The organism is Streptomyces olivoverticillatus (genome assembly GCF_014203555.1).
Taxonomy (GTDB): Bacteria; Actinomycetota; Actinomycetes; order Streptomycetales; family Streptomycetaceae; genus Streptomyces; species Streptomyces olivoverticillatus.
In genome coordinates this window covers 389955-414079 of the sequence record NZ_JACHJH010000006.1, presented here as the reverse complement: position 1 = coordinate 414079, position 24125 = coordinate 389955, and the positions used below count along the sequence as shown (strand labels likewise).

General features: G+C 71.5%; 21 protein-coding genes and 1 pseudogene. 10 read left to right on the top strand and 12 right to left on the bottom strand.

Annotation, left to right across the window (positions count from 1 at the left end; genetic code table 11):
• Positions 1-18: 18 nt before the first annotated feature.
• On the bottom strand, positions 19-597 hold the full coding sequence (locus FHS39_RS21440; RefSeq protein ID WP_184351035.1) for a sigma-70 family RNA polymerase sigma factor: 579 nt from the start codon (positions 595-597) through the stop codon (positions 19-21).
• Positions 598-658: 61 nt separating this feature from the next.
• Between FHS39_RS21440 and FHS39_RS21435 the strand changes: the two genes are divergently transcribed.
• The gene (locus FHS39_RS21435; protein WP_184351034.1) at positions 659-907 is read left to right on the top strand and encodes a zf-HC2 domain-containing protein; all 249 of its coding nucleotides are present in this window, start codon (positions 659-661) and stop codon (positions 905-907) included.
• A 120-nt stretch (positions 908-1027) separates the two neighbouring features.
• Here FHS39_RS21435 and FHS39_RS21430 read toward each other — a convergent pair whose 3' ends face one another.
• Both FHS39_RS21430 and FHS39_RS21425 read right to left on the bottom strand, forming a co-directional pair.
• Positions 1028-1687, bottom strand: coding sequence for a hypothetical protein (locus FHS39_RS21430; RefSeq protein WP_246470371.1), 660 nt, complete (start codon positions 1685-1687; stop codon positions 1028-1030).
• A 410-nt stretch (positions 1688-2097) separates the two neighbouring features.
• Positions 2098-2373, bottom strand: coding sequence for a holin (locus FHS39_RS21425; protein WP_184351032.1), 276 nt, complete (start codon positions 2371-2373; stop codon positions 2098-2100).
• 233 nt (positions 2374-2606) lie between these two features.
• On the opposite strand from FHS39_RS21425, the gene FHS39_RS21420 reads away from it, so the two are divergent.
• The 3 genes from FHS39_RS21420 to FHS39_RS21410 all read left to right on the top strand — a co-directional run bounded on the left by FHS39_RS21420 (position 2607) and on the right by FHS39_RS21410 (position 6738).
• Positions 2607-3866 (top strand): GAF domain-containing protein, encoded by a 1260-nt coding sequence (locus tag FHS39_RS21420; RefSeq protein ID WP_184351114.1) that lies wholly within the window; start codon positions 2607-2609, stop codon positions 3864-3866.
• A gap of 51 nt (positions 3867-3917) precedes the next feature.
• On the top strand, positions 3918-5441 hold the full coding sequence (exaC, locus tag FHS39_RS21415; protein ID WP_184351031.1) for an acetaldehyde dehydrogenase ExaC: 1524 nt from the start codon (positions 3918-3920) through the stop codon (positions 5439-5441).
• Positions 5442-6189: 748 nt separating this feature from the next.
• Entirely contained in the window at positions 6190-6738 is a 549-nt protein-coding gene (locus tag FHS39_RS21410; RefSeq protein ID WP_184351030.1) for a hypothetical protein, read from the top strand.
• A gap of 107 nt (positions 6739-6845) precedes the next feature.
• Here FHS39_RS21410 and FHS39_RS21405 read toward each other — a convergent pair whose 3' ends face one another.
• From FHS39_RS21405 to FHS39_RS21390, 4 genes are all read right to left on the bottom strand, one after another.
• Positions 6846-7277 (bottom strand): tautomerase family protein, encoded by a 432-nt coding sequence (locus FHS39_RS21405; RefSeq protein WP_184351029.1) that lies wholly within the window; start codon positions 7275-7277, stop codon positions 6846-6848.
• A gap of 229 nt (positions 7278-7506) precedes the next feature.
• A complete protein-coding gene (locus tag FHS39_RS21400; protein WP_184351028.1) occupies positions 7507-8124 on the bottom strand; it encodes a pyridoxamine 5'-phosphate oxidase family protein in 618 nt (205 codons plus the stop codon).
• 44 nt (positions 8125-8168) lie between these two features.
• Positions 8169-9257 carry a globin domain-containing protein gene (locus FHS39_RS21395; protein ID WP_246470370.1) on the bottom strand — a complete coding sequence of 363 codons (1089 nt, stop codon included), beginning with the start codon at positions 9255-9257 and terminating at the stop codon, positions 8169-8171.
• A 744-nt stretch (positions 9258-10001) separates the two neighbouring features.
• Positions 10002-10511, bottom strand: a complete 510-nt coding sequence (locus tag FHS39_RS21390; protein WP_184351026.1) for a hypothetical protein — start codon at positions 10509-10511, stop codon at positions 10002-10004.
• Between the two features lie 187 nt (positions 10512-10698).
• Between FHS39_RS21390 and FHS39_RS21385 the strand changes: the two genes are divergently transcribed.
• Positions 10699-11496, top strand: coding sequence for a class F sortase (locus FHS39_RS21385; protein WP_184351025.1), 798 nt, complete (start codon positions 10699-10701; stop codon positions 11494-11496).
• Positions 11497-11524: 28 nt separating this feature from the next.
• Entirely contained in the window at positions 11525-12127 is a 603-nt protein-coding gene (locus FHS39_RS21380; RefSeq protein ID WP_184351024.1) for an AAA family ATPase, read from the top strand.
• A 5-nt stretch (positions 12128-12132) separates the two neighbouring features.
• Here FHS39_RS21380 and FHS39_RS21375 read toward each other — a convergent pair whose 3' ends face one another.
• Positions 12133-12861: a nucleotidyltransferase domain-containing protein gene (locus FHS39_RS21375; protein ID WP_425507804.1), complete on the bottom strand. Its 729-nt coding sequence runs from the start codon at positions 12859-12861 to the stop codon at positions 12133-12135.
• A 75-nt stretch (positions 12862-12936) separates the two neighbouring features.
• Between FHS39_RS21375 and FHS39_RS21370 the strand changes: the two genes are divergently transcribed.
• Together FHS39_RS21370 and FHS39_RS21365 are read left to right on the top strand one after the other, a co-directional pair.
• Complete coding sequence (locus tag FHS39_RS21370; RefSeq protein ID WP_184351023.1) at positions 12937-13686, top strand: PhzF family phenazine biosynthesis protein; 750 nt, start codon at positions 12937-12939, stop codon at positions 13684-13686.
• A pseudogene (locus tag FHS39_RS21365) lies at positions 13683-14108 on the top strand (DUF779 domain-containing protein); the annotation flags it as partial. The gene FHS39_RS21370 and the pseudogene FHS39_RS21365, both read left to right, overlap by 4 nt.
• Positions 14109-14128: 20 nt before the next feature.
• Here FHS39_RS21365 and FHS39_RS21360 read toward each other — a convergent pair.
• Together FHS39_RS21360 and FHS39_RS21355 are read right to left on the bottom strand one after the other, a co-directional pair.
• On the bottom strand, positions 14129-16318 hold the full coding sequence (locus FHS39_RS21360) for a putative bifunctional diguanylate cyclase/phosphodiesterase (protein ID WP_343069674.1): 2190 nt from the start codon (positions 16316-16318) through the stop codon (positions 14129-14131).
• A gap of 667 nt (positions 16319-16985) precedes the next feature.
• Positions 16986-18356 (bottom strand): peptidase C39 family protein, encoded by a 1371-nt coding sequence (locus FHS39_RS21355; protein WP_184351021.1) that lies wholly within the window; start codon positions 18354-18356, stop codon positions 16986-16988.
• Positions 18357-18608: 252 nt separating this feature from the next.
• Here FHS39_RS21355 and FHS39_RS21350 point away from each other — a divergent pair, with 252 nt between their 5' ends.
• Together FHS39_RS21350 and FHS39_RS21345 are read left to right on the top strand one after the other, a co-directional pair.
• The gene (locus FHS39_RS21350; protein WP_184351113.1) at positions 18609-19181 is read left to right on the top strand and encodes a uridine kinase family protein; all 573 of its coding nucleotides are present in this window, start codon (positions 18609-18611) and stop codon (positions 19179-19181) included.
• A 509-nt stretch (positions 19182-19690) separates the two neighbouring features.
• Positions 19691-21604, top strand: a complete 1914-nt coding sequence (locus FHS39_RS21345) for an AAA family ATPase (RefSeq protein WP_184351020.1) — start codon at positions 19691-19693, stop codon at positions 21602-21604.
• 15 nt (positions 21605-21619) lie between these two features.
• On the opposite strand, the gene FHS39_RS21340 is transcribed toward FHS39_RS21345, so the two are convergent.
• Together FHS39_RS21340 and FHS39_RS21335 are read right to left on the bottom strand one after the other, a co-directional pair.
• Positions 21620-22705 (bottom strand): hemolysin family protein, encoded by a 1086-nt coding sequence (locus FHS39_RS21340; RefSeq protein WP_184351019.1) that lies wholly within the window; start codon positions 22703-22705, stop codon positions 21620-21622.
• Positions 22702-24048, bottom strand: coding sequence for a hemolysin family protein (locus tag FHS39_RS21335; protein WP_184351018.1), 1347 nt, complete (start codon positions 24046-24048; stop codon positions 22702-22704). Before FHS39_RS21335 ends, FHS39_RS21340 begins: the two co-directional genes overlap by 4 nt.
• Positions 24049-24125 lie beyond the last annotated feature (77 nt).

The window sequence follows — 24125 nt, the reverse complement described above, 5'->3', positions numbered from 1 at the left end:
TGGTTGTGGGTGGGCCGGCTAGCCCGCCATCGCCGGTATGCGCGCCGCGGCGCGCTCGGCCGTCTCCAGCTGGACGATCAGCGCCTCGCGCGCCCGGGCCACCCGGGAGCGCACGGTGCCGACCGGGCAGCCAACGACCACCGCCGCCTCCGCGTACGGCAGCCCCAGCAGCTGGGTCAGCACGAACGCCTCGCGGCGCTCGTACGGCAGGCGGTCGAGCAGCTGGGAGAGGGCCACGCCCTCGTCGAAGCCGGGCAGCCCCGCGGGCTGGGCCCGTTCGGCGGCCGACTGCCAGTCGTCCGTGTCGGACAGCCGCGGCCGGGCCGCCTGGAAGCGCAGGCGGTCCACGACCGTGCGGCGGGCGATGGACAACAGCCAGGTACGGGCCGAGGAACGGCCCTCGAAGCGCGGCAAGGAGCGCAATGCACGCAGATACGTTTCCTGAACGAGGTCGTCCGCACCCTGCGGATCGTTGCTCAGGCGTGCCACGTAGCGCCGTACGTCATTCTGGGTGGCTCGGATGAAGCGCTCCACGGCGTCGGCGTCCCCGCCGCGGGCCTCGAGCGCCCAGGCGGTCACCGTCTGGTCGTCACGCACGGCGGCCCCCCGCGCGGGGGGTGGTGCGCACGGATGCGTCCGCGCCGGGGACGATGGCGGGGTGCACTGCAGTGAGTTTCGTACCGCCATATCCGCCCGCGTCGACGGCGAGGCGCTGCCGCCGGGCATCCCCGGCGCGGCGCTCGACGCGCATCTGCGGGAGTGCCCCGCATGCCGCGACTGGGGCGAGCGGGCGCGCCGGCTCAAGGTGCTCGCGGCGGGGCTGGGGCTCGGCGCGGTGGGTGACGCGGGCGGAGGTTTTGGGCTCGGCGTCGTGGGTGACGTCGGTGGTGGTTCCGGGCTCGGCTGAGGCAGCCGGCCGGGTGAGGGCAGGGGTCATCGCCCTGGGTCCTTCCTGGAATCCGGGGCGCTCTCGCGCCGCGTACGGCGCGGGCGGCCCGGTGAAGTGGTCCGGCCTTGTCGGTCGCCGTCAGGCGACGGCGGCTCGGACCGTGGGAGGACCCCGCGTGTCGAGGACGTGGGCGTACAGCAGCCGGCGCAGCCGCTGGGCGGCGCGCCCGAGGCCGGCGCGGACGCGCGGCGGGCCCTGGCGCACCGGCGCGTCGTGGAAGAGGAAGAGCAGCGGCGCGAAGAGGCGGGCGCCGATCGCGCGGCCGAGCCGGAAGGCGGCCTGTTCGCCGCCGGAGAGCCAGATGCCGCAGACGACCGCGACCAGTACGTGCGCCGACCACATGCCGAGGGCGCCGTGGCCGAGGTGCAGCGGCATCGCGTGCATGGGCATGACGTCCATCGTCATGGCGTCCATCGGCATGCCGAGGGCGTCCGGCATGGAGTGCGCCATGCCGGCCGTGCCACCACCGCCGCTGCCCAGGGGCATCGGCAGTCCGCCGCACGAGGCGTCGCCGGTCTGCAGGGCGGCGTCCGGCATCGCGCCCGTCCCGGCGGCAGCCGCCTTGTGGGCGACCTGCTGGGCGAGCGAGAAGAAGGAGTGCAAGGCCGTCTGGGCGCCCACCGTGGCGAGCGTGATCAGCAGCGGGCCGCGCTCGCGCCCCGCCGCGAACCATGCGCAGCTGCCCGTACCGCACAGCGCGACGGCGACAGCCCACCACGGGACGTCGGTCCCGGACATGACAGCGTGGCCGAGGGCAGCCAGCAGCACACAGACCGCTGCGAACACTGCGGCTCGCAGGGCCCGCGGCACCTGATGCGTCGGCTCCCCTGTTCTCATGACGGGGACATCGTTGCACCCGCCCCGCGCGCGGCGCAGGCGGGGGGCGCGCTGTCGCCCGTACGACCCCCTACTCGGAGGCATGGCTCCGCCCCGTACCGTCCGCCCGGCGGTACGGGGCGGCGGGCCTCCGGCTCGGGGGGAATGACCGGTGACCCGGTCCCGTCGCGCCATGTGGGACTCGCACGAGTAAGTCAACTCCGCATCCCCCCGGCCGGGAACGTGTGCGTGGGGGGAGGTGTGTGTGCGGCGCGCGCACCCCGTGTGAACGCCTCCACTCCGGCGGCCGTCCCTCCCCCGGCGCCGGTGGACTACTTCTGTCCGCCCCCGCCCTCACCCCCGCTCCTGCGCGGCAGCCAGGCGGCGCTCGTCCGGTCGCCGAAGCGCGCTCCGATCGCCCCCTTGATCACGGAGAGGGCGGCCGGCAGCGCGGCGATGGCGGCCGCCTTGATCGCCGAGACGCTGGTGAGATCGAAACCGTCGGCGATGAGCAGTCCGAGAAAGGTGGTGATGTAGGCGGCGAGCGTGCGCTCGGCTATGTCGAGGAGGACCTGGGAGGTGGAGGTCCGGGGGTGGGAGTCGGCCATGTCGTCGTATCCGTTCGGGAGTTCGTTTGCGGACGTTCGTTTGCTGGAGTTCGTTGCTGTGGGGGCAGATTCGCGTGACTGATGTGTTCACCGCAAGGTCCATCGGCCCGCAGCTGCCCGGAGCCTGATGTTCCGGCGCTGCTCCCGGCGTCGGCGGCCGTGCCGCACGATCAACTTCCGTGCTGCGCGGCGGTATCGTCGAGGTCGGCGGACGGCCTCCGGGGAGGGTCCACGTGGTCAATCCATGGCTGGCGATGGCGTGCGGAGCCGATCCCGCCGAGCGGAGCCGCACGGTCCGGGGCGCCCATGCGGCGTTCGTCTCCGGCGGCGGCGTGCGCCCGGGCGTACGGGACGTGGTCGCCGACTCCTGGCGGCGCTCGGCGGCGGCGCTGCCCGGGGCCGAGTTCACGGCTCCGGTCGAGCTGGAGGGCGGCGAGCTCGAGCGCTACCGCCGCGCGCATCCGATGGCGCGCGCGATGCCGCTCTTCCGCGAGCTGTTGGGCTCCATCGCCGACGACGGCGCGCACCTGCTCGCGGTGTGCGACGCCGCGGGCCGGCTGCTGTGGGTGGAGGGGCATGCGGGGCTGCGGAGACGGGCCGAGCGGATGAACTTCGTCGCGGGCGCCCGCTGGGACGAGCGCCACGCGGGCACCAACGCCCCGGGCACCGCGCTCGCCCTCGACCACGCCGTGCAGATCTTCGCCACCGAGCACTACAACCGGCTGGTGCAGCACTGGACTTGCGCCGCCGCCCCCGTGCACGACCTGCACACCGGCCGGCTGCTGGGTGCGGTGGACCTCACCGGCGGCGACCACCTCGCGGGGCCGCACAGCCTCGCGCTGGTCCAGGCGACCGCGCGGGCGGCCGAGGCGCACCTGGCGACGACCGGTACCGGGCCGCGCCGGGTGCTGTCGGCGCTCGGCCGGGACGAGGCGCTGCTGGTGGTGGACGGGCGGCGATTACGGCTGGGGCGGCGGCACAGCGAGATCCTCGTCCTGCTGTCCGGCCGCCCCGAAGGGCTGACGGGCGAGCAACTGGCGGCGGCCCTGTACGGGGAGCGTCCGGTGCCGCCGGTGACCCTGCGCGCCGAGCTGTCCCGGCTGCGGCGCCTGGTGGGCCCGCTGCTCGCGTCCCGCCCGTACCGCCTGTGCGGCCCGCTGGAGACGGATGCGGCGTGCGTAGAGGGCGAGTTGGCGGCGGGGGACCTCCGCTCGGCCCTGCGTTCGTACAGCGGTCCGCTGCTGCCGACGTCGGAGGCGCCGGGGGTGGGCCGGATGCGGCGGCTGCTGGAGGACCGGTTGCGCCGGGCCGTGCTGGGCAGCGGCGATGCAGCCGCGCTCCAGCTGTGGGCGGACAGCGCGTGGGGCGAGGGTGATCTGGAGGTGTGGGAGCGGCTGCTGGCGGCCCTTCCGGAGAGCGCCGGGCACCGGCGCTCGGTGGCCGTGCGGGCCGGGCGCCTGCGGGCAACGTTCGCGCAACGTGCCGGGGGCTAGCGTCCTGCCGACTGCAAGACGTCAGCCCCGTCAACCGGAGGGCCGTCCCCCATGACCCGATACGCCAGCCCGGGCTCCCCCGACGCGATCGTCACCTACCGGCCGCGGTACGACCACTGGATCGGCGGCGAGTACGTACCGCCCAAGCAGGGCGGCTACTTCGAGAACCCGACCCCCATCAACGGCATGACCTTCACCGAGGTGGCGCGCGGCACGGCGGAGGACGTCGAGCGGGCCCTGGACGCCGCCCACGCCGCCGCCCCCTCCTGGGCCCGCACCTCGCCCGCCGAGCGCGCCGCCGTGCTGAACCGCATCGCCGACCGCATGGAGCGGAACCTGGAAGTCCTCGCGGTCGCGGAGTCCTGGGAGAACGGCAAGCCGGTCCGCGAGACGCTGGCCGCCGACATCCCGCTGGCCATCGACCATTTCCGCTACTTCGCGGGCGCCATCCGGGCCCAGGAGGGCGGCCTCTCGGAGATCGACGAGGACACGGTGGCGTACCACTTCCACGAGCCGCTGGGCGTGGTGGCCCAGATCATCCCGTGGAACTTCCCCCTCCTGATGGCCGCTTGGAAACTGGCCCCGGCCCTGGCGGCGGGCAACGCGGTGGTCCTCAAGCCGGCGGAGCAGACCCCGGCCTCCATCCACGTCTGGCTGGACCTGGTGGCGGACCTGCTGCCGCCGGGCGTGGTGAACATCGTGAACGGCTTCGGGGTGGAAGCGGGCAAACCGCTGGCCTCCAGCCCTCGCGTAGCAAAAATCGCCTTCACCGGCGAAACGACAACAGGCCGCCTGATCATGCAGTACGCGTCGGAGAACCTGAAGCCGGTGACGCTCGAACTCGGCGGCAAGAGCCCCAACATCTTCTTCGACGACGTCTCCGCGGCCGACGACGACTTCCTCGACAAGGCCCTAGAGGGCTTCACCATGTTCGCCCTCAACCAGGGCGAGGTCTGCACCTGCCCGTCCCGCGCCCTCATCGAGCGCGGCCACTACGCGGCCTTCCTGGAGGCGGCGACGGCCCGCACGGAACGCATCCGCCCCGGGCACCCCCTGGACACGGAGACGATGATCGGCGCCCAGGCCTCCAACGACCAGCTGGAGAAGATCCTCTCCTACCTCGACATCGCCCGCCAGGAAGGCGCCCGCACCCTCACCGGCGGCGCCCGCGCCGACCTGGACGGCGAACTCGCGGGCGGCTACTACGTCCAGCCCACGATCTTCGAAGGCCACAACCGCATGCGCATCTTCCAGGAGGAAATCTTCGGCCCGGTAGTGGCGGTGGCCCCCTTCACGGACTTCACCGACGCGATCTCCCAGGCCAACGACACCCTCTACGGCCTGGGCGCAGGCGTCTGGACCCGCAACGGCACCACGGCCTACCGCGCGGCAAGAGCCATCCAGGCAGGCCGAGTCTGGACCAACTGCTACCACGCCTACCCGGCCCACGCAGCCTTCGGCGGCTACAAACAGTCGGGCATAGGGAGGGAGGGCCACAAGATGATGCTGGGTCACTACCAGCAGACGAAGAACATGCTGGTGTCGTACTCCCCGAAGAAGCTCGGCTTCTTCTAGACGCACGAGAAAAGGCGTCTGACCTGGGCTTATGCCCGTCAGACGCCTTCCGCTCACCCCGCCCAGAGCAGTGCCCGGTTTGCGGTGTAACTCCCAGTTCCTCACATGGCTATCCCGCCCCTGACCAGCGCTTCCGGACCAGTCACGGACCAATACCCCCGGCTCACCCCTCAGACGCCGCACCCTGGCCGATGCGGTCCCACTCCTGCATGGACTGCTCAATGAGGCGGTTGGCCTGTTCTCGCACGCCGTTCAGGAACCTGGCGTAGTGGGCACGACCGCGATCAAGGACGCGGCCGGTACACGAACTACCCCCGCTGGCGCGAGGGTAGTTCCCCTGGCCGACCAGGCCCGCACTTCCCTGGGCTGTCGTCCCGCACCCGCGGAACTGGTCCTGCTACCACCGCCGGGAGTATCCGGTGTTCGGCACTTATCCGGGGAGCGTCCTGACTGAGTCGTTCCGGTCTGCCGCGTCGGAGCGGGTCGGTGCGCCGTGGCGTCGGAACACGCCGCCCCCTGCTGGTGCGTTGCACTGACCAGGGGTGACCGGAGCTCGCAGGCCCGCTTCATGCTTCGGCGGAGTCCGTGGCGAGGCCGACAGGCTGCAGACGAACTGGCCTCACTCCTCGAGGAACCGCTTCTCGACATCGGCGAAGGTAGCGGGACGTCTCGCCCGTAGGTTGCTCGGTTTCTGCTCGCCTCCTCCGGCGCAGTATCCGAGAGGGCGGTGCAGCGGAGGGGGAGAACCGTGACCGTGATTGTCGGGCTCGTGCACAACGGGCGGGTGCATCTGGGCGGGGACTCGGCCGGTGTCTCCGGCCTCAGAATCAGCGTCCGCCGGGATCCGAAGATCTTCCGCAACGGCCCTTACGCCATGGGCTTCACCACCAGCTTCCGTATGGGGCAGCTGTTGCACCACGCGTTCAAGGCGCCCAGCCCCAAGGGCGACCTGGACCGGTTCATGACCACCGTCTTCGTCGACAAGCTGCGCAAGTGCCTCAAGGACGGCGGCTGGGCGCGCAAGGACTCCGAGCAGGAGCAGGCCGGGACGTTCCTCGTCGGCGTACATGGCCGCCTGTTCACCGTCTACGACGACTATCAGATAGCCGAGCCCGCCGACGGATACGCGGCCGTGGGGTGCGGGGACGAATTCGCACTCGGCGCCCTGCACGCCACCGAGGGCCTGGACCTCAAACCACGTAGGCGTCTGGCTCTGGCTCTCGCAGCTGCCGGCCACCACAGCGCCGGAGTCTCCGCGCCCTTCAGCTACGTCACTGCGCGGAAGCGCACCTCCTGATCAGGACCGACCACACCCTCGCCCGACGCGTGAAAGCAGTTCGGTCTCGAACCGTCCGCGCACTGTCATGACGAACAACTCGCGCTCTCGCTGGACGGCTTCACCAGTTAGCTCTCAGCGGCTACCGATGAGGGGTCGGTGTTCACCTCATCCGCAGTAGCGGCGTACTGGGCTTTGCCATAGCCGAACGACCAGTCAATCGACTCGTTCTCGGTCAGAGTGACCACAACGTTCCGAGGGTCGGTTCCCGCGTACTCGTGGGCGAGTTCGGCGATCCGCCTGTAGAGCGCCTGCTTCTCCGTTGGAGTGCGCCCGGAGCGCAGCGTGATCGCGACGAACACGATGTCGTCATCACGGTGTATGCCCAGGTAATTGTCGTAACGCAGCGTGCTGCTGACCCCGTCGTGGCTGACCAGTACCTGGAACCGGTCGTCGGGCGGGAAACCGATTGTCTCGACCAAGGCGTCGTGCACGGCGCGCCCGAGTGCGTCGAGCCGATCGCTGTCGGCCCTCAATGCGTCAATACGAACCAGAGGCATATCAGCGGTTCTCCTTTCGGGGGTCGGATCGGCGGCTCGTCAACCGTGCCGTGGCCCCAAAGCAGATGAGCCGCTCCATCCTGCCAACGACCATGATCGTACAGACCGAAGGCTGTCCCGTTACTGGTGCCCCTGCGGAGGCAATGCCGGGCCAGACCGCGTCGGCAGATGATCCGAGACCGGATCCGCTCCGGGCGGCCCGGGGTACGCAGTGGGAACAGCCAGCTATCTACGGAGGGCTCTGCCACCCTGCCGTACGGGGACTGGTGAAGTACTCCGAGTCCTTGGGGCGGGCCGTGTCGCGGGCCGTGGGGCGGGGGGCCGGTTGGAGGTGGGGGATGTGCTTGGAGCAGTGGATGTAGGCCTCCTCGACGGTGAGGTGGACCCACATTTCCGGGCTGCGCCCGGGCGCGACGTCAGTGGGTAGTCCGGGATGAATGCTGCGCAGGTCCCAGTCGCGGTAGAGATGGGCCACGCCATTGACGTGAAGCCCCACGCGATGGTGGGTGAAGTCCACGAAGAGCATGCCGAGATGAGGGTTCTCGATCATGTTGCCGGCACTCGCCATCACACCGTTCCCGCGGAATTCGGGGTAGGCGAGCGTGCGGTCGTCGATCACGTGGACAAATCCCGGTGGCCCGGCCCGAAAGCTGGAATCGCACTCCCCCTTGGAGTCGGCGGTGGCCAGGAAGACCATTTCCTGGCGGCCGATGAAGTCCCGCATCTCGGAAGTGAGATGGGAGCGCACCTGTTGGTCGTAGAACCGGGCGGCGCGGCCGGCAGTGCCCAGTTGCTGCTGCAGTTGATGCTCACCTGCTGACCCGAAAGGCGGCGGAGGCAAGGTCACGAGAGGGTCTCCTGGCAGGGTGGAAGAGAGTGCGGCTCAGGAACTCAGGGAGCGGACAGGACCGGAGTCTCGAACGGGTCGTGATGGATGAGGTGATCCGGGGTGCCGTGGAGGGTGAGCGTCTCCTTGGCCGAGACGACCATCTGAGCCGGGCCGCTGAGAAAGACGTCGTGCTCGAACCACGGTCCGTACTCGGCCAGCACCTCCGGCAGGGAGCCCCGGATTCCGGGGACGTGCTCGTGGGAGACCGCGCCCCTGATGGTCAGCCAGTGGTGCCGTTGGGCCATGCGGAGCATGTCGTCAACGCCGTACAGCTCGGCCGCGGTGCGGGCGCCGAGGAACAGTTGCACTTGGTGGCGTCCGCCGCGGCGGGCGACCTCTTCGATGAGTGCGCGGATCGGGGCGAGACCGGTGCCGCCGGCCACCAGGAGCAGTTCGCTGTGGTCGGCCACGTCCAGGTTCATGTCGCCCATCGGAGGGCCCAGTTGGAGTACGTCGCCCACCGCCGCTCGATGCACCAGCGCATTGCTGACCGAGCCGCCGGGCACTGCGCGCACGTGGAAGGTGAGTGTGCCGTCCTCGCGAGGGGCGTTGCCGATGGAGTAGTAACGCCACCGCTTCGGCCACCAAGGGGTCTCGACGCTCGCGTATTGGCCTGCGGCGTACTCGTACGCGATATGGGGGCGCACGGTGATTTCGGCGATGCCGTTGCCGCGCGAGACACGGTGCACCACCGTGGCGGGCCACACGGCGGGCCGTACCGCCTCGTCCTCCTCGGCCGCACTGATCATGACCTGGGCGACCGTGCCGTACGCCTTTGTCCAGGCGGCGGCGATTTCCGGGGTCCACGCGGGGCCGGCGTACCGGGCCAGGGAGTCGAGGAGGCACTCGCCCACGGCCGGGAAGTGCGCGGCGAGGGTGCCGAACTTGCGGTGATCACGGCCGAGGTGTCCGCAGAAGCGGACGAGGTTTTCGGGGGCGTCGACCATGTCCACGATGCGCAACAGCGCGCGCAGGAGGCGATCGCGCTGGGCATCCATCCCTTCCGGGAACATCGGACGGACGTCGGGATAGCGGGCGAAAAGGATCGCGTAGAAATAGACCGTTATCTCCCCCGCGAGCGGCTCGACCATCGACAGGGAAGTCCTGATAAGGGCTATCTCGTGGTCCGACAAAGGCGCTTCCGCGGCCTTCGGCTCTTCGGCGTGGACGACCGGGGTGGGGGCCGATTCCTCCGGAGACGGAAGCACGGGCGTGCTGCTTGGACGACGCATCCGGAACCTCAAGGTGTCAGCGCTCCCCCATCCGCCATGCGACATGACTCCTGACATGACCTGCATGACTCCCGGCATGGCTTTTCACTGGATCTCCCTCTGGAGGGGATGGCACGGGAGCCGCATGGGGCCAACATGAGTCCTCATAGTCGATATAGGAGTGCAGAGCCGATCGAAACGGACGGAGCCCTTCCGGATGTCCCACGATCCTCAATGAGGGCCACGAGGCGGGATAGCGACGTACCCGCCAGAACTCGGGGCGGCTTCTTGTGGAATTACCCCGGTCGAACCCGGCCGGTGTACTGATTTGGGGCACATATCGAACCGCTGCCGCCACCCCGGCCCCACCCTGACCCCGACCGCCCACCCGGTCCCGGGCCACCCGCCCCCCAGGCCGGCCGGTCAAGATCCGGGCAAATTGCCCCGCCTCGCCCCACTCGGCCGGAAATCCGGGGTTCTGCCGGGCGCCCAGCACCCGGTCACGGGCCCCCGGTGACCCGTGTGGCCCTGATCCATTACCGAATGGAGCAATTCAACTACCGTGCGGATGCCCCGCGTGGAGAGCCGGGTGAACCTCTGAGCAAGGAGGTACATCCAATGAAGTCAATACGTACCGCTCTCTGCGGCACTCTGACGGCCGTTGCCGTCTGCGCGGCGCCCGCCGCCTACGCTCTGTCCCCCGTCCAGGCGGAAAGCCGTCTCGTGGCCACCGACCACGGTGGCGGTCACGGTCGTGACGGCGGCCGTGAGGACTGCGGCCGTGAGGACTGCGACCGTGACGACGATCACGGGCGCGGTGACCGGGACCGTGAGGACTGCGACGAGCGTGACGATCACGGACGTGAGGACCACGGTCGTGACGAGCACGGTCGCGGCGAACACGGCCGGGACCACGAGGGCCGCGGCGAACACGGCCGGGACCACGACGGTCGTGAGGACCATGGTCGTGACGACCACGGGCGCGAGGACCACGGACGTGAGGACCACGGCCGCGGCGAACACGGCCGCGGCGAACACGGCCGGGACCACGAGGGCCGCGGCGAACACGGTCGTGACGACCACGGACGTGAGGACCACGGCCGCGGCGAACACGGCCGGGACCACGAGGAGCACGGCCGGCCTCACGCACCCGCGCACGCGGGTGGCGGTGCGACCGCGACCGTGGCCGCGTCGGAATCCTCGTCTCCCGAAACCCCGGCACTCGTCCTCGCGGGCGGCGCGTTGGGTATTGCCGGTGGACTGATCTGGTACCGCCGCCGCGCCAACGCGGCCAAGCAGTGACAGGGAGCGATCCGGCGTCATGTCAGATGCGCGCAGGGGCGGCCTCGGCCGTCTGCTGACAGGGGTGGTCTGGGCGACGTTGCTGCTGGCCGTGTGGCTGGCGAGCAACAATGACACCACCGAGGGGCCGACGGCCAAGGCTCCGAAACCCGGTGGTGTCGCCATCAAGGGCCACTCCCCTGCGCAGGGCCTGCCCCCGGCACACGAACCGGTGCCGGGGGCGGACCCCAAGTCGCTCGTCATCAAGGCCATGGGCCTGACGGCGCCCATCGAGGCCCACGGGCTCGACCCGCAGGGCGGGGTCGAGGCGCCCCCGTACGACCGGCCGGGCTCCGTGGCCTGGTACCGGGACGGCCCCCGGCCCGGCAGCGCCGGCGCGGCCGTACTCGTCGGCCACGTCGACACCAAGCAGTCGTCGGCCGTCTTCTTCGAGCTCAGAACCATCAAGCGCGGTACGACCGTCAGCATCACCCGCACCGACGGCTCGACCGCCGACTTCACCGTCGAGGACGTCTCCCTCGTCGCCAACGACCACTTCAACGCCGAGAAGGAGTACGGGCCGCGGGACCCGAACCGCGCCGAACTCCACCTGATCACCTGCGGCGGCGACTACGACCGGGCTCACCACGGCTACAAGGCCAACGTGGTGGTCTCCGCCTATCTGACGTCGGTCACCCAGCCCCCGCAGCCCCCCAAGCCGGCCACCACCCCCGCGAACCCCCCGGCACCGGCACAGCCTCCCGCCCCGCCGGCTCCCCCGAGCACCGGCCCCGACGGCACGGACGGCCACGACCCGGAGGAAAGCCCCGGCTCCTGATCCGCGGCCCCGGTTGTATCGTCCGCCCATGCTGCTTTGGATCAACGGCCCCTTCGGCGGCGGCAAGACCCAGACCGCGTACGAACTCCGGCGGCGCCTGCCCGGCAGCGTCGTATGCGACCCCGAGCACGTCGGATTCGGCCTGCACCGCATGCTGCCGCCCGCCTTGCGCGGCGACTTCCAGGACCTTCCGGCCTGGCGACACGGCGTCCACGCCATGCTGGAGCTGACACTGCGCGCGCACGACGGGCCCGTCATCGCCCCGATGACCCTCGTCGACCCCGGCTACTTCGCGGAGATCGTCGGCAGACTGCGCGAGGACGGCCACGAGGTGCACCACTTCGCACTGCTCGCCCAACGGGCCACCGTCCTGCGACGGCTGACCGAGCGCGGCCTGGGGCACGGCCTCAAACACGAGAGCTTTGCCGTCGCCCGCCTCGACGACTGCCTCGCACGCCTACAGGCCGAGGAGTTCGCCGAGCACATCCACACCGACCAGCTGACCGTCCCACAAGTCGCCGACCGCATCGCCCGCTCGGCCGGACTGACGGTGCTTCCCAATACCGACAGCCCCTTGCGTGCACGGCTGCGCCGCTACGCGACCGGCATCCGCCACATCCGGTTCGACTGAACGCATCACGGCACGAACACCGCCCCCCGCAGCGAGCGTCGGCGTACCGACATCAGCCACTCCTCCACCCGGGCCTCGTCCGGAGCATCCGGCAGGGGGCTTTGCGGCAGCGCCGCGTCCAGGCGGGTGGTCAGGCGGTCGTGCCAGGCGCGTGTCTCTTCCCAGGTGAGTTCGCCGCGCCGGACGCTCAGCAGGAGGTCACGGTCCCGGCCGACGTCGATGTGCAGGGCTCCGGTCTCCAGCAGCGTGGCTCCGCTGATCAGCAGGCGCAGCAGGTGCTGGACGTGCTTCCAGCGTGGCTCGCCGTGACGTTCCCGGTGGGCCTGTGCCTTGCCGAACTGCGACTGCGCATAGCGGCCGAAGGTCCGGTGCGCGCGGCGGGAGAGGAAAGCCGGGGCCAGCGCCAGCAGTTCGTTTCCCAGCTCGGTGCACTGCTCGATCTGCGGGCTGTGCAGCACCTCAAGGATGTTGGGGTTGCCGTTCAAGGCCAGCTCGCAGAATCGCTCGACCTCCCAGCCGAATTGCTCCGGCAGCGGGCCTTCCACATGAGCCGGCGGCTTGTCCAGCCGCCAGAAATCCTCCGTGGGTGCCACGTACACGCCCCGCCGGTCGGTGTCCGAACCCTCCGTGGCCAGCCCGAAGGCCCTCGATCCGGCGACCACCGACAAGATGGTGTGCTGCTCCACAAGGTGGTGGTACGGCGAAGGCGATGGAGACGAAGGCATACCCGGCATTCTCGTGCCGGCTTCGCCCAATCACCACTGAATATGCGGCCGCCCCTCCCCACCCCCGGTGGTTCAATCGGCGCCATGTACGAACTCGACGTGGTGAACGTATTCGTCGGACCCGACGGCCGGGGCGGAAATGCGCTGGGAGTCGTCCGGGAAGGACGGACCGTGCCACAGGAAATGCGGCAGGGTCTCGCCGCCGAATGGGGTTTCAGCGAGAGCCTGTTCGTCGACGACGCCCGCACCGGGCTGGTCGACGTCTACACACCCGGCGCGCGGCTGCCGTTCGCCGGGCATCCGCTCGTCGGAGTGGCATGGCTGCTGCGGCGGCAAGGGGAGGACGTGCCGGTGCTGCGGCCCCCCGTGGGCGAGGTGGCGGCCTGGGCCGAGGGTGAGGCGTCGTGGATCCGGGCCCGGGCCGAGTGGGCCACGGGGCGACGGACCGAGCAGTTCCGCACCGTCGCGGAGGTCGACGCGCTGCCCGCGCCCCCGCCCGGGGACGGCTGGCTGTACGCCTGGGCCTGGGAGGACGAGGGCGCCGGCCGGGTGCGGGCCCGCGGCTTCCCCCGCCGCGGGGACAACGTCGTGGAGGACGAGGCGACCGGCGCCGCCGCGCTCGCCCTGACCGCCGAGCTCGGGCGCTCCCTCACCGTCCGGCAGGGCGGCGGCTCAAGCATCCTGACCCGGTTTCACCACGACGGCACCGTGGACCTCGGAGGCCGGGTCCGATGGGACGGCCGCCGGCCGTTCGCACCGGCCGCGGGACCTGGCGATCAGCGTGCGGCCGGGGCAGGCTGTCGTCCCCAGGACCACGAGGAGGACATTTCATGAATCCGCACTTATCCCCGAACAAGCCCGAGAACGACGCCGGTACCGGCAACACCCCCTATTCCCGCATCGCCCTCACCCCCGCTGCGGCAGAGCTCCTGTGTCGCCTCACCGCCAAGCACGGACCGTTGATGTTCCACCAGTCCGGCGGCTGTTGCGACGGCAGTTCGCCGATGTGCTACCCCCGCGGCGAGTTCCGTACGGGCGGCTCCGACGTCCTGCTCGCCGAGCTCCGCGTCGACGCCCTCCCCGAACCGGTCGGATTCTGGATGTCGGCCGAGCAGTTCGAACGCTGGCGCCACACCCACCTCACCGTGGACGTGGTGCCCGGCCGCGGCAGCGGCTTCTCGGTCGAGGCCCCCGAAGGCGTGCGTTTCCTCATCCGCTCCCGCCTGCTGACGGACGAGGAAGCACGGGCCCTGGACGGTCAGGGCAGTCGGGACGGTCAGGACGCAGCGTCCGCCAGCGAGAGCGTGTGCAGGCGCTCCGGCGGGCCGGGCCGCGCGTAGTACCAGCCCTGAGCCGTATCGCAGCCAAGTAACCGCAGGTGCTCGGCCTGGTTTCCGGTTTCCACGCCCTCGACCGTCACCGACAGGTCGAGGGTGTGGGCCAGCGACACAATGCCCTCGACGATCTTCACGTCCACGGGGTCGGCCGGGGCCTGCTGCATGCCGCGCGTGAAGCACCGGTCGAGCTTGAGGGTGCTCACGGGCAGCCGCCGCAGGTACGAGAGGTTGGAGTACCCGGTCCCGAAGTCGTCGAGGGCGATGTCGACGCCGAGGTCGGCCAGTTCGCGCAGCGGGCGCAGCTCCTTCTCGTCGGCGCCGATCAGGGCGTTCTCGGTGACCTCCAGGCACAGCGCGGAGGCGTCGAGGCCGGCGTTGCGCAGCACGGCGACGGTGTCGGCGACCAGGGTGGGGCAGCGCAGCTGGGACGGCGAGAGGTTGACGTTGACCCGCATCGGGCCTTCGCCGTCGCTGCGCCATGCGCGCGCCTGGCGGGCGGCCTCCTCCAGCACCCAGCGGCCCAGCGGCACGATCAGTCCGGTGTTCTCGGCGAGCGGGATGAACTGGTCCGGCCCGAGCACGCCGTGCACCGGGTGCAGCCAGCGTACGAGCGCCTCCGCGCCCCGTACCGTGCCGTCGGCGAGGCGCACGAGTGGCTGGTATTCGATGAAGAACTCGCCGTTTTCCAGGGCGGTGGGCAGGCAGTTGGTGAGGTTGTGCCGGGCGATGGCCCGGGCGTCGGCGAGCTCGTAGCGATTGCCGCCCGCGGCCTTGGCCCGGTACATGGTGATGTCGGCGCTGCGCAGCACCTCGGCCGCGCCCTTCTCGCCCGCCGCGCCCTCGACGATGCCGATGCTGGCCCGTATGGAGAGGTCGTGGCCGTCGAGGTGGACGGGCTGGGAGAGCGCGGCCAGCATCCGCCGGGCGAGGCCGGCCGGGCCGGCGGGCGCCTGGGAGGTGTCCGTCGGGGCAGCGGTCGGCGGCTCGGTGATCAGGGCGACGAATTCGTCGCCGCCGAGCCGCGCCACCAGTTCGTGCGGGCCGGCGGCGCAGGAGCGGAGCCGTTCGGCGACCTCGACGAGCAGCCGGTCGCCGACGGTGTGCCCGAGGCTGTCGTTGACGGCCTTGAAGCCGTCGAGGTCGAGGTAGCACAGGCCGAAGCGGGTGCCGTCCCCGCCGGGTGCGAGGGCCCGGTCGAGGCGCTCGAAGAACAGGGTGCGGTTGGGCAGGCCGGTGAGGGCGTCGTGGGTGGACTCGTAGCGCAGCCGCTCGTGCAGCAGCCGCCGTTCGGTGATGTCCTCCATGAGCGCGAGCTGGCTCTGGGGCCGCCCGGCGGCGTCGCGCAGGAGGGTGACGGAGAGGTCGGTCCACAGGACGCTGCCGTCGGCGCGGTAGTACGGCTTCTCGACGCGGTAGTGGTCGCGGTCGCCGCGGGCCAGCTCGCGGTAGAGGCCCCACACTTCGGGCGAGTCCTCGGGGTGGATGAACTCGCCCACGTTGCGGCCCGTCGCCCGGCCTTCGGAGCCGCCGAACATCCGGATCAGTGCGTTGTTGACGTCCGTGATACGGCCGTCGAGGTCGGCGATGCCGACGCCGACGGCCGCGCCCTCGAAGACCGCGCGGAAGCGGGCCTCGCTGCTGTGCAGGGCCTTTTCGGCGCGGGCCTGCGCGTCGAGCGCGGCGCGGGCGACGGTTTCCTGCTCGGCGAGGGTGCGCTCGCGCAGTGCGCGGGCGAAGCCGGCGGCCACGGCGTGCTGCAGACGGGCGCAGCGGGCCCGGCTCTCCTCGGCGGAGACGCCGGCGGGCGGGCAGTACAGCACGAGGTAGGCGTCGATGACGCTGAGGACCAGGGGCAGGGCGTCGGGGTCGGTGCAGTGCGCCCGTACCAGGGCGACGCCGACCTCGGCGGCGGGCCGCGGGTCGAAGGGCCGGGCGCCCAGCGTGTCGCGGAGGACGCCCGCCAGCGGCACCAGGTAGCGCTCGAACTCGGTGCGGGTCATGGCGCCGTTCGTGGCAGGGTGGACCGCCCGGCTCCAGATGGCGGCGAACCGCAGCAACCGATCGGCCCGCGGATCGGGGCCACGGGCCGCCACGGGACTGTACGAAACCGGGTCTGCGGTTTGGTTCACGGACAGCATTCTGCCACTGGACACTCGACTCACGGTTTCCGCCCCACCCCGGCACCCCTGTCGCGGGCATCAACGCCTTCCCCACCGGCTACGTCAAGCCGGTGGCACGCGCCGAACCGACCGTCAGGGCGGTGTGGTGCGCGGTGGCCAGAGTAACCGTCACGGGAGTCGGCGAACCCGGCGGTGGTGCACGGGAAATCCCGCTCCGGGCGCATCACCGACCGGGAACCGACCATCCGGTCGCGGATGCGGGACACGCTCGGCGCGGACGGGGCGATGCCTTGAGAGGCCCGGGTGGGACGCTCCATCAGACTGTGTCTCCAGCTCATCGCAGGTGTGTTGAGCAGAGGCTACTGATCGTTCGTTCGAATGGAAGCAGCAAGCGGAAATGGGCGATCCGCATTCGGCCACTGTTCACCATCGCCTCCAGCGGGTGTGTCCTGCGGGGCGATTCGAAACCACCCGTGTACGTGACATGCATCTCGTTCGCCCCGGGTGTCGCCTGCGAATTCCCCCGGGGCAGGATGCGTCGATGGTCACGATATCGATCACATCGGTGGCCACTGCTGCAAATGATCACATGGGGCCCGTATGCGCGATGCGCGGGGGGCCCGCGGCGCGGGGCGGCGGCCGGCACGGAAGGACCGCGCCGACCGCCGAAGGCCCGTCAGCGCACCCCCACCGAGGCCAGCGCCCGCACCTGGCGGGCCGTCGGGCGGACCGGGAAGTAGAGGTAACACACGCCTCCCGAACCGCTCTTGACCTGACCCTGCACATTGTGGCGCTTGGTGCGCAGCCAGATGTTCTCGAACTGGCGGCGCTTGTAGACGCGTTCGACGGCCGCGTCCGAGGGGCTCGCCGGGTCGTTGGCCACCACGTCCCCGTCCGCGGTGAAGCCCACCACGCACATCAGGTGCCCCGCCGTCCCGTAGCCCGCTCCGTCGAGCTCGGAGGCGAGGAAGGACTGCGAGGTGATCACGGGGATGCCCGCGCGGATCAGCTTCTCCGCGTCGCCGAGCGAGCGCAGCCTGGTGACCACCCCTTGCAGGTCGGCGTAGGTGGCGGCGTAGGCGGCGTTGAAGGGCCAGTTGCCGCAGCCCTGGTACTGGTAGTCGTAGGTGTGGCGGGCGGCGTGGCAGACCTGGGGGTCGGCGTAGGAGGGGTCGACCCAGCGCAGGTCCTCGGCGGTGGGCCGGCGGCCCCAGAACTCGACGACCATCTGCGAGGAGGTCGGGCTGCACCACGCCTCGCCCCCGTTGTCGTATTCGGGGTACTGACCCTTGTGGATCTCCTGCGAGTAGCGCGGCACCCTCAGCTTGTGCCCGGCGCCCTCCCCCGGCCGCGAGGCGGGCACCGTGAAGCGGTCGGGCACGTCCGAGGCCATGGCACCCAGCCGCCAGACCTGGGGGGTGCGGTCGGTGCCGGGCTTGCGGAAGAGGGTGAGCCGCAGCTCGTACGAGGCGATGCGCAGCCCGCTCGCGCGGTCGTCGACGGCGAGCGTGTCGGTGGAGACGCTGCTCTTCTTGTCGCCCTGCCCGTCGACGGAGGTGCGCCGGATGTCGCCGGGCCCGTCGCCGGAGGTCCAGCGGCCCATCACATACCAGGGGGTGCGGGTGCCGTCGGTGTAGCTGCCGCGCAGCTCGGTCTGGAGCCAGGTGCCGGCGGGGGTGCGGGCGTTCCAGGAGACGACGACCTCGCTCGCGGGCGCGGGCAGGGTGTGCACGGGCGAGAGCCAGGTGGCGTACTCCCAGGTGGCGGTGGAGTCCGTATGGGGATCGGTGTAGCGGAAGGTGCCGATGGGGCGGTGGATGACGAGGCCGGGGCGGGTCTCGCCGACGACCCGGGTGCCCGCCCCCTTGCCGCTGGACCACTGGGGATAGGTGGCCCAGGCGCGGTAGTCGACGGGCGCCGGGGACCGGCCGGGTCCGCCGCCGGAGGCGGCCGCGAAGGCCGAGGTGGCCGAGGCGAGGGGGGCGGCGGCCGTGACGGCGAGGGCCGCGCCGAGCACGGTGCGGCGGGGCGTGGGTCTGCTGGACATGACGGTGGTCCCCCAGTCGTGAAGTGGATGGGGCTGGATCGAGCCGGACGGGCGGCGCTGCGAACGGGGCGGCGAGCGCGGGCCCGGCCCGGTACAGCCGGACCACTATCGCCGCTGCGGTGGCCCACGGCCAGTGATTCCCGCACGGCGCGTCCGCGATGCCGGTCCGGGCGCGGGCGCCCCTAGGGTGGTCCGGTGAACGATCGCTTCCGGCCTCCCGCGCCGCCCGGCGCACCCGAACCCCCCGGCACCCTGAACGCCCTCGCCCGGCGGCTGCGGGCGCGGCCGCCGTCCGTCGGGCCGGTGCGGCTCGTCGCCGTGGACGGGCACGCGGGGTCGGGGAAGACCACGTTCAGCGGACGGCTGTCGGCGGCATTGGGGGATGCGCCCGTACTGCATCTGGACGACCTGGCGACGCACGAGGAGCTGTTCGAGTGGACCGGGCGGCTCCGGGAGTGGATCCTTGCGCCCTTCGCGTGCGGGGAGCCCGCCCGGTACCGCGTGTACGACTGGGTGGCGCGGCGCTTCACAGACGAGCGGGTGCTGGAGCCGGCACCGGTGGTCCTGGTGGAGGGCGTGGGCGCGGGCCGCCGGGAGCTGAGGCCCCATCTGGCGTGCCTGCTGTGGATGGAGTTGACCCACGAGGGCTCCTGGGAAAGGGGTCAACTCCGCGACGGCCCCGGACTGACCGATTTCTGGGACGGCTGGAAGCGCGCGGAGCGCGAACATTTCACTACCGACCCCACGCGGCCGTATGCCGAACTCCTGGTGCTGGAGAGGCCAGAGGGGTACGAGTTGCTCCCGGGGCCTCGGAAAACCGACTGACCTACCCCCCGGCTTACGCTCCGTGAGCGTTCACCGCCCGCATGCCGTCCGAGGGCGAACGATCCCCGCCTACTGCCCCAACTCGGCTTGACCCGGGGGGCGTACAGGACTTACGTTCTCAATGTGCGGCCCGATGAGGCTGCTTGCAGACGCGAAGCCCCCGGTTGTTCCCCCGTGATCGGGGGCTTCGTTCTGTCCGCCGCCCGTCGATTCGGGGGCTTTGTTCCCCCTGATCCCTCCGCCGCGTCACCCTGGGTGACCACTCTCCGGATCGCTTTTTCCACTGCCCCCGGAGCGCGTTCGCGCCGCGAACAGCACCCCCCGCACCCTTCGGCCGACACCGTTCGCGCAGGTACGATGCGAGGCGGCGCACCCATCGGGGAGGCACCCCGGCGGGCACGTCGGCACGCTGGTCAACTCCCGTCCACAGTACAGATGTTCGGAAAGGCGCGGCCAAGGCACTCGCCCGGCGCACGGCACGCTACGGGGGCAGGTTTGTGGGGGACGTGATGGATCTCGGCATGCAGGGCCCACCCGCCCCGGCCGATCTCGCCTGGCTGCGCGCCGTCGAGGCCTACACCATGGGCGCGTACGCACAGGCCGAAGAGGAGTTCAAGGCAGCGGTCCGGGTGGACCCGGGGATGGCCGACGCCTGGCTCGGCCTGCACGCGCTGCGCGCCGACACCACCACCGCGCTGCTGCGGATGTTCCGCCACCGCGACCGCTTCGGCGAACAGCGCGCCCGCCACCGGCGGCCGCTGAACTCCTGGTACTGGCTGGGCTGGTGGGTACAGCCGGTGCTGGAGAGCAGCCGCGATCTGCTGCTCGCCCATGCCTCTCACTGGCTCGACGGCCGGCACGTGCCCGAGCTCGACCGGGCGCTCGCGGGCTGCCCGCCGGTCGAAACCGACCCGCAGGTGCGCTTCCTGCACGCCTGCCGCGCCTACCTGGTCAAGGACTGGGACCAGCTCGTGCGCCACACCGAGCAGCTGCTCGACGATCCGCTGCTCGGCATCGAGGCCGGGCTCTTCGGCGGGATGGCCCGGGTGCGCCTGGAGATGTACGGGCAGGCGGAACCGCTGCTGGCGGCCGCGCTGATGCGCTGCCGCAGCGAACAGCCGCAGCGCAAGGAGCTGCGCTACTGGCTGGCCCGTGCCCACGAGGGCACCGGCCGCAGCGCCGCCGCCCTGCCGCTCTACCGTGCCGTGCACCGCGTGGACCCCGCGTTCATGGACACCTCGGCCCGACTGACCGCCATCGCGGACGGGGACGGCCTGGGGGACCCGGTGGACCTGACGTCCGTACCGCTGGGCGGCCCGTCGCCGGAAGGCCCGGACCCGGGCGGCGAGAGCGAGGCCCTGAGCGCCGCCGACCCCCTGGAGGGCCGGGACGTACTCACCGGCACCGGCCTCGAACCGGCGGGCAGCACCGCGGTGGAGGCGGACGGGGTGCGCGAGAAGTTCCGCCTCCCCGCCCAGCCCGGATCCCAGCCGCTGCCCGGCCGCTCCGATCCCGTCCTCCTGGCCAAGGCCCTGACCGAGCTGGAGCGGATGGTGGGCCTGGAGCCGGTCAAGCGGCAGGTGCGGGCGCTGTCGGCGCAGCTGCACATGGCCCGGCTGCGGGCCGGGCAGGGGCTGCCGGTCCAGCCCCCCAAGCGCCACTTCGTCTTCTCCGGCCCCTCCGGCACCGGCAAGACCACGGTCGCCCGCATCCTCGGCCGGGTCTTCTACGCCCTCGGGCTGCTCGGCGGCGACCACCTGGTGGAGGCCCAGCGGGCCGACCTGGTCGGCGAGTTCCTGGGCCAGACGGCCGTCAAGGCCAATGAGCTGATCGACTCGGCCCTCGGCGGGGTGCTCTTCGTCGACGAGGCGTACAGCCTGTCCAACTCCGGCTACAGCAAGGGCGACGCCTACGGCGACGAGGCGCTGCAGGTGCTGCTCAAACGCGCCGAGGACAACCGCGACCGGCTGGTGGTCATCCTCGCCGGCTATCCGGAGGGCATGGACCGGCTGCTCGCCGCCAACCCCGGACTCGGCTCCCGCTTCACCACACGGGTCGACTTCCCCAGCTACCGCCCCTCCGAACTCACCAGCATCGGCGAGGTCCTCGCCGCGGAGAACGGCGACAGCTGGGACGAGGAAGCGCTGGAGGAGCTGCGCAGCATCAGCGGCCACGTCGTCGAGCAGGGCTGGATCGACGAGCTGGGCAACGGCCGTTTCCTGCGCACCCTGTACGAGAAGAGCTGCGCCTACCGGGATCTGCGGCTGTCGGGATACGCGGGGACGCCGACGCGCGACGACCTCGCGACACTGCGGCTGCCGGATCTGATGCAGGCCTACGGAGAGGTGCTCTCCGGACCGGGCTGGGGCTCCCCGCACCGCCGCCAGGGCGACGCGCGGGACCCCCAGGACCCGTCGCCCTGACGGCGGGCGCCGCGCTCAGCCCGGCACCACCACGCCCCGCTCCCTCGGCACCCGCGCTTCCGGAACGTCCCGGTGCGCCGGGTCCCGCACCTCGCCCACCAGCATCTCCAGCACGTCCTCCAGGGCGACCAGGCCCAGCACCCGCCCCGACGCGTCGGTCACCGCGGCCAGGTGGGCGGCGGCCCTGCGCATCACCGTCAGCGCATCGTCCAGCGGCAGCTCGGCGCGGAGCGTCTCCACGCGCCGCCAGACGCGCTGCGGCACGGCCCGGTCCCGGTCCTCCAAGTCGAGGACGTCCTTGACGTGCAAATAGCCCATGAAGGAGCCGCCGCGGCCGGGGGCGCGGACGGGGAAGCGCGAGTATCCGGTGCGCACCGTCAGCTCCTCCACCTGCCGGGGCGTCACCGAAGGATCGACCGTCACCAGCGTGGCGGGATCGAGCAGGACGTCCGTGACCGGGCGGCTGCCCAGCCCCAGGGCGTCCTCCAGCCGCTCCTGCTGCTCGGGCTCCAGCAGGCCGGCCTGGAGCGAGTCCTCGACCAGCCGGTTGAGCTGCTCGCTGGTGAACACCGCCTCCACCTCGTCCTTGGGCTCGACGCGGAAGAGCCGCAGGACACCGTGGGCGCAGGCGCCCAGCAGCCGGGTCACCGGGCGGCACACCCGGGCGAACGCCACCAGCCCGGGGCCCAGCCACAGCGCCGCCCGGTCGGGGGCCGACATCGCCAGGTTCTTCGGCACCATCTCGCCGATGACCAGGTGCAGGAAGACCACCAGGGCCAGCGCGATCACATAGCCCAGCGGGTGGATCAGCCCCTCGGGCAGACCGGCCGCGTGGAAGGCGGGCTCCAGCAGCCGCGCCACGGTCGGCTCGGCGACCGCACCGAGCGTCAGCGAGCAGACGGTGATGCCGAACTGAGCGGCCGCCATCATCTGTGGCAGGTTCTCCAGTCCGGTCAGGACGGTCCGGGCCCGGCCCGAGCCCTCGGCGGCCTTCGGCTCGATCTGGCTCCGCCGCACGGAGACCAGGGCGAACTCGGCACCCACGAAAAAGCCGTTGGTCAGGACCAGCAACACGGCGAAGAGGAGTTGCAGCAGGCTCATCGCTGCTCCCCCACGATCGCCTTGGCGGCCTCCGCACGGACGATCCGCACCCGCTCGGCCCGGTGGTGCCCCACCCGGCGCACCGACAGCCGCCACCCGGGCAGCTCGGCGGTGTCCCCGGCGGCGGGGATGCGTCCCAGCAGGTCGGCGACGAGACCGGCGACGGTCTCGTACGGGCCGTCGGGCGCCTGCAGGCCGATGCGCCGCAGCGCGTCGACCCGGCAGCCGCCGTCGGCGTCCCACGCGGAGCGCCCGTCCTCACAGGCGACCGGTGCCAGCTCCGGCCGGTCGGCGTCCGCGGCGTCGTGCTCGTCGCGCACCTCGCCGACGAGCTCTTCGACGATGTCCTCCAGCGTGACCACCCCGGCCGTGCCGCCGTACTCGTCGACGACCACGGCTATCGGCTGCTCGCTGCGCAGCCGCTCCAGCAGCGGCTGCACGGGCAGGGTTTCGGGCACGAGCATGGGGGCCACGGCGATCCGCCCGACGGGCGTGCGCAGCCGGTCGTGGCCGGGCACCGCGAGGGCGTCCTTGAGGTGGACCATGCCCACGACCTCGTCCAGCCGCTCCCGGTAGACCGGGAAGCGGGACAGGCCGGTGGCGCGGGTGAGGTTGAGGACGTCCTCGGCGGTCGCGGTGGACTGCAGGGCGCTGACCTTCACCCGGGGCGTCATCACGTGCTGGGCCGTCAGGCCGCCGAGCGAGAGGGTCCGCACGAACAGGTCGGCGGTGTCCTGCTCCAGGGCGCCGGCCCGGGCCGAGTGCCGGGCGAGGGAGACCAGTTCGCCGGGGGTACGGGCGGAGGCCAGCTCCTCGGCGGGCTCCACGCCCAGGGCGCGCACCAGCCGGTTGGCGACCGTGTTGAGCAGGGTGATCACGGGGCGGAAGAGATGGGAGAAGGCGCTCTGCGGGCCGGCGACAAACCGCGCGACCTGGAGCGGCCGGGAGACGGCCCAGTTCTTGGGCACCAGCTCGCCGATGACCATCTGTACGGCGGAGGCCACCAGCATGCCGGTCACCACGGCCGCACCGGGTGCGGCGCCGCCCGGCAGCCCGGCCGCCGTGAAGGGGCCGGTCAGCAGGCTGCCCAGCGCGGGCTCGGCGAGCATGCCCACCACCAAGGAGGTGATGGTGATGCCCAATTGGGTGCCCGACAGCTGGAAGGAGAGCTCACGAAGGGAGGCGACCACGGTCCGGGCCCGGGGATCGCCGTCGGCCGCGGCCCGCTCGGCCTCCGGCTTCTCGACGGTCACCAGACCGAACTCGGCGGCGACGAAGAAGCCGTTCGCCAGGATCAGGAGCAGCGCTGCCGCAAGCAGCAGCAGAGACACGGTGATACTCATGACGCCGCCTCGCGGTAGGGGGCGGCGCAGGTACTACAGGACGATCCGTCCATTGCCGGAGTACGTCACTCCTCGGT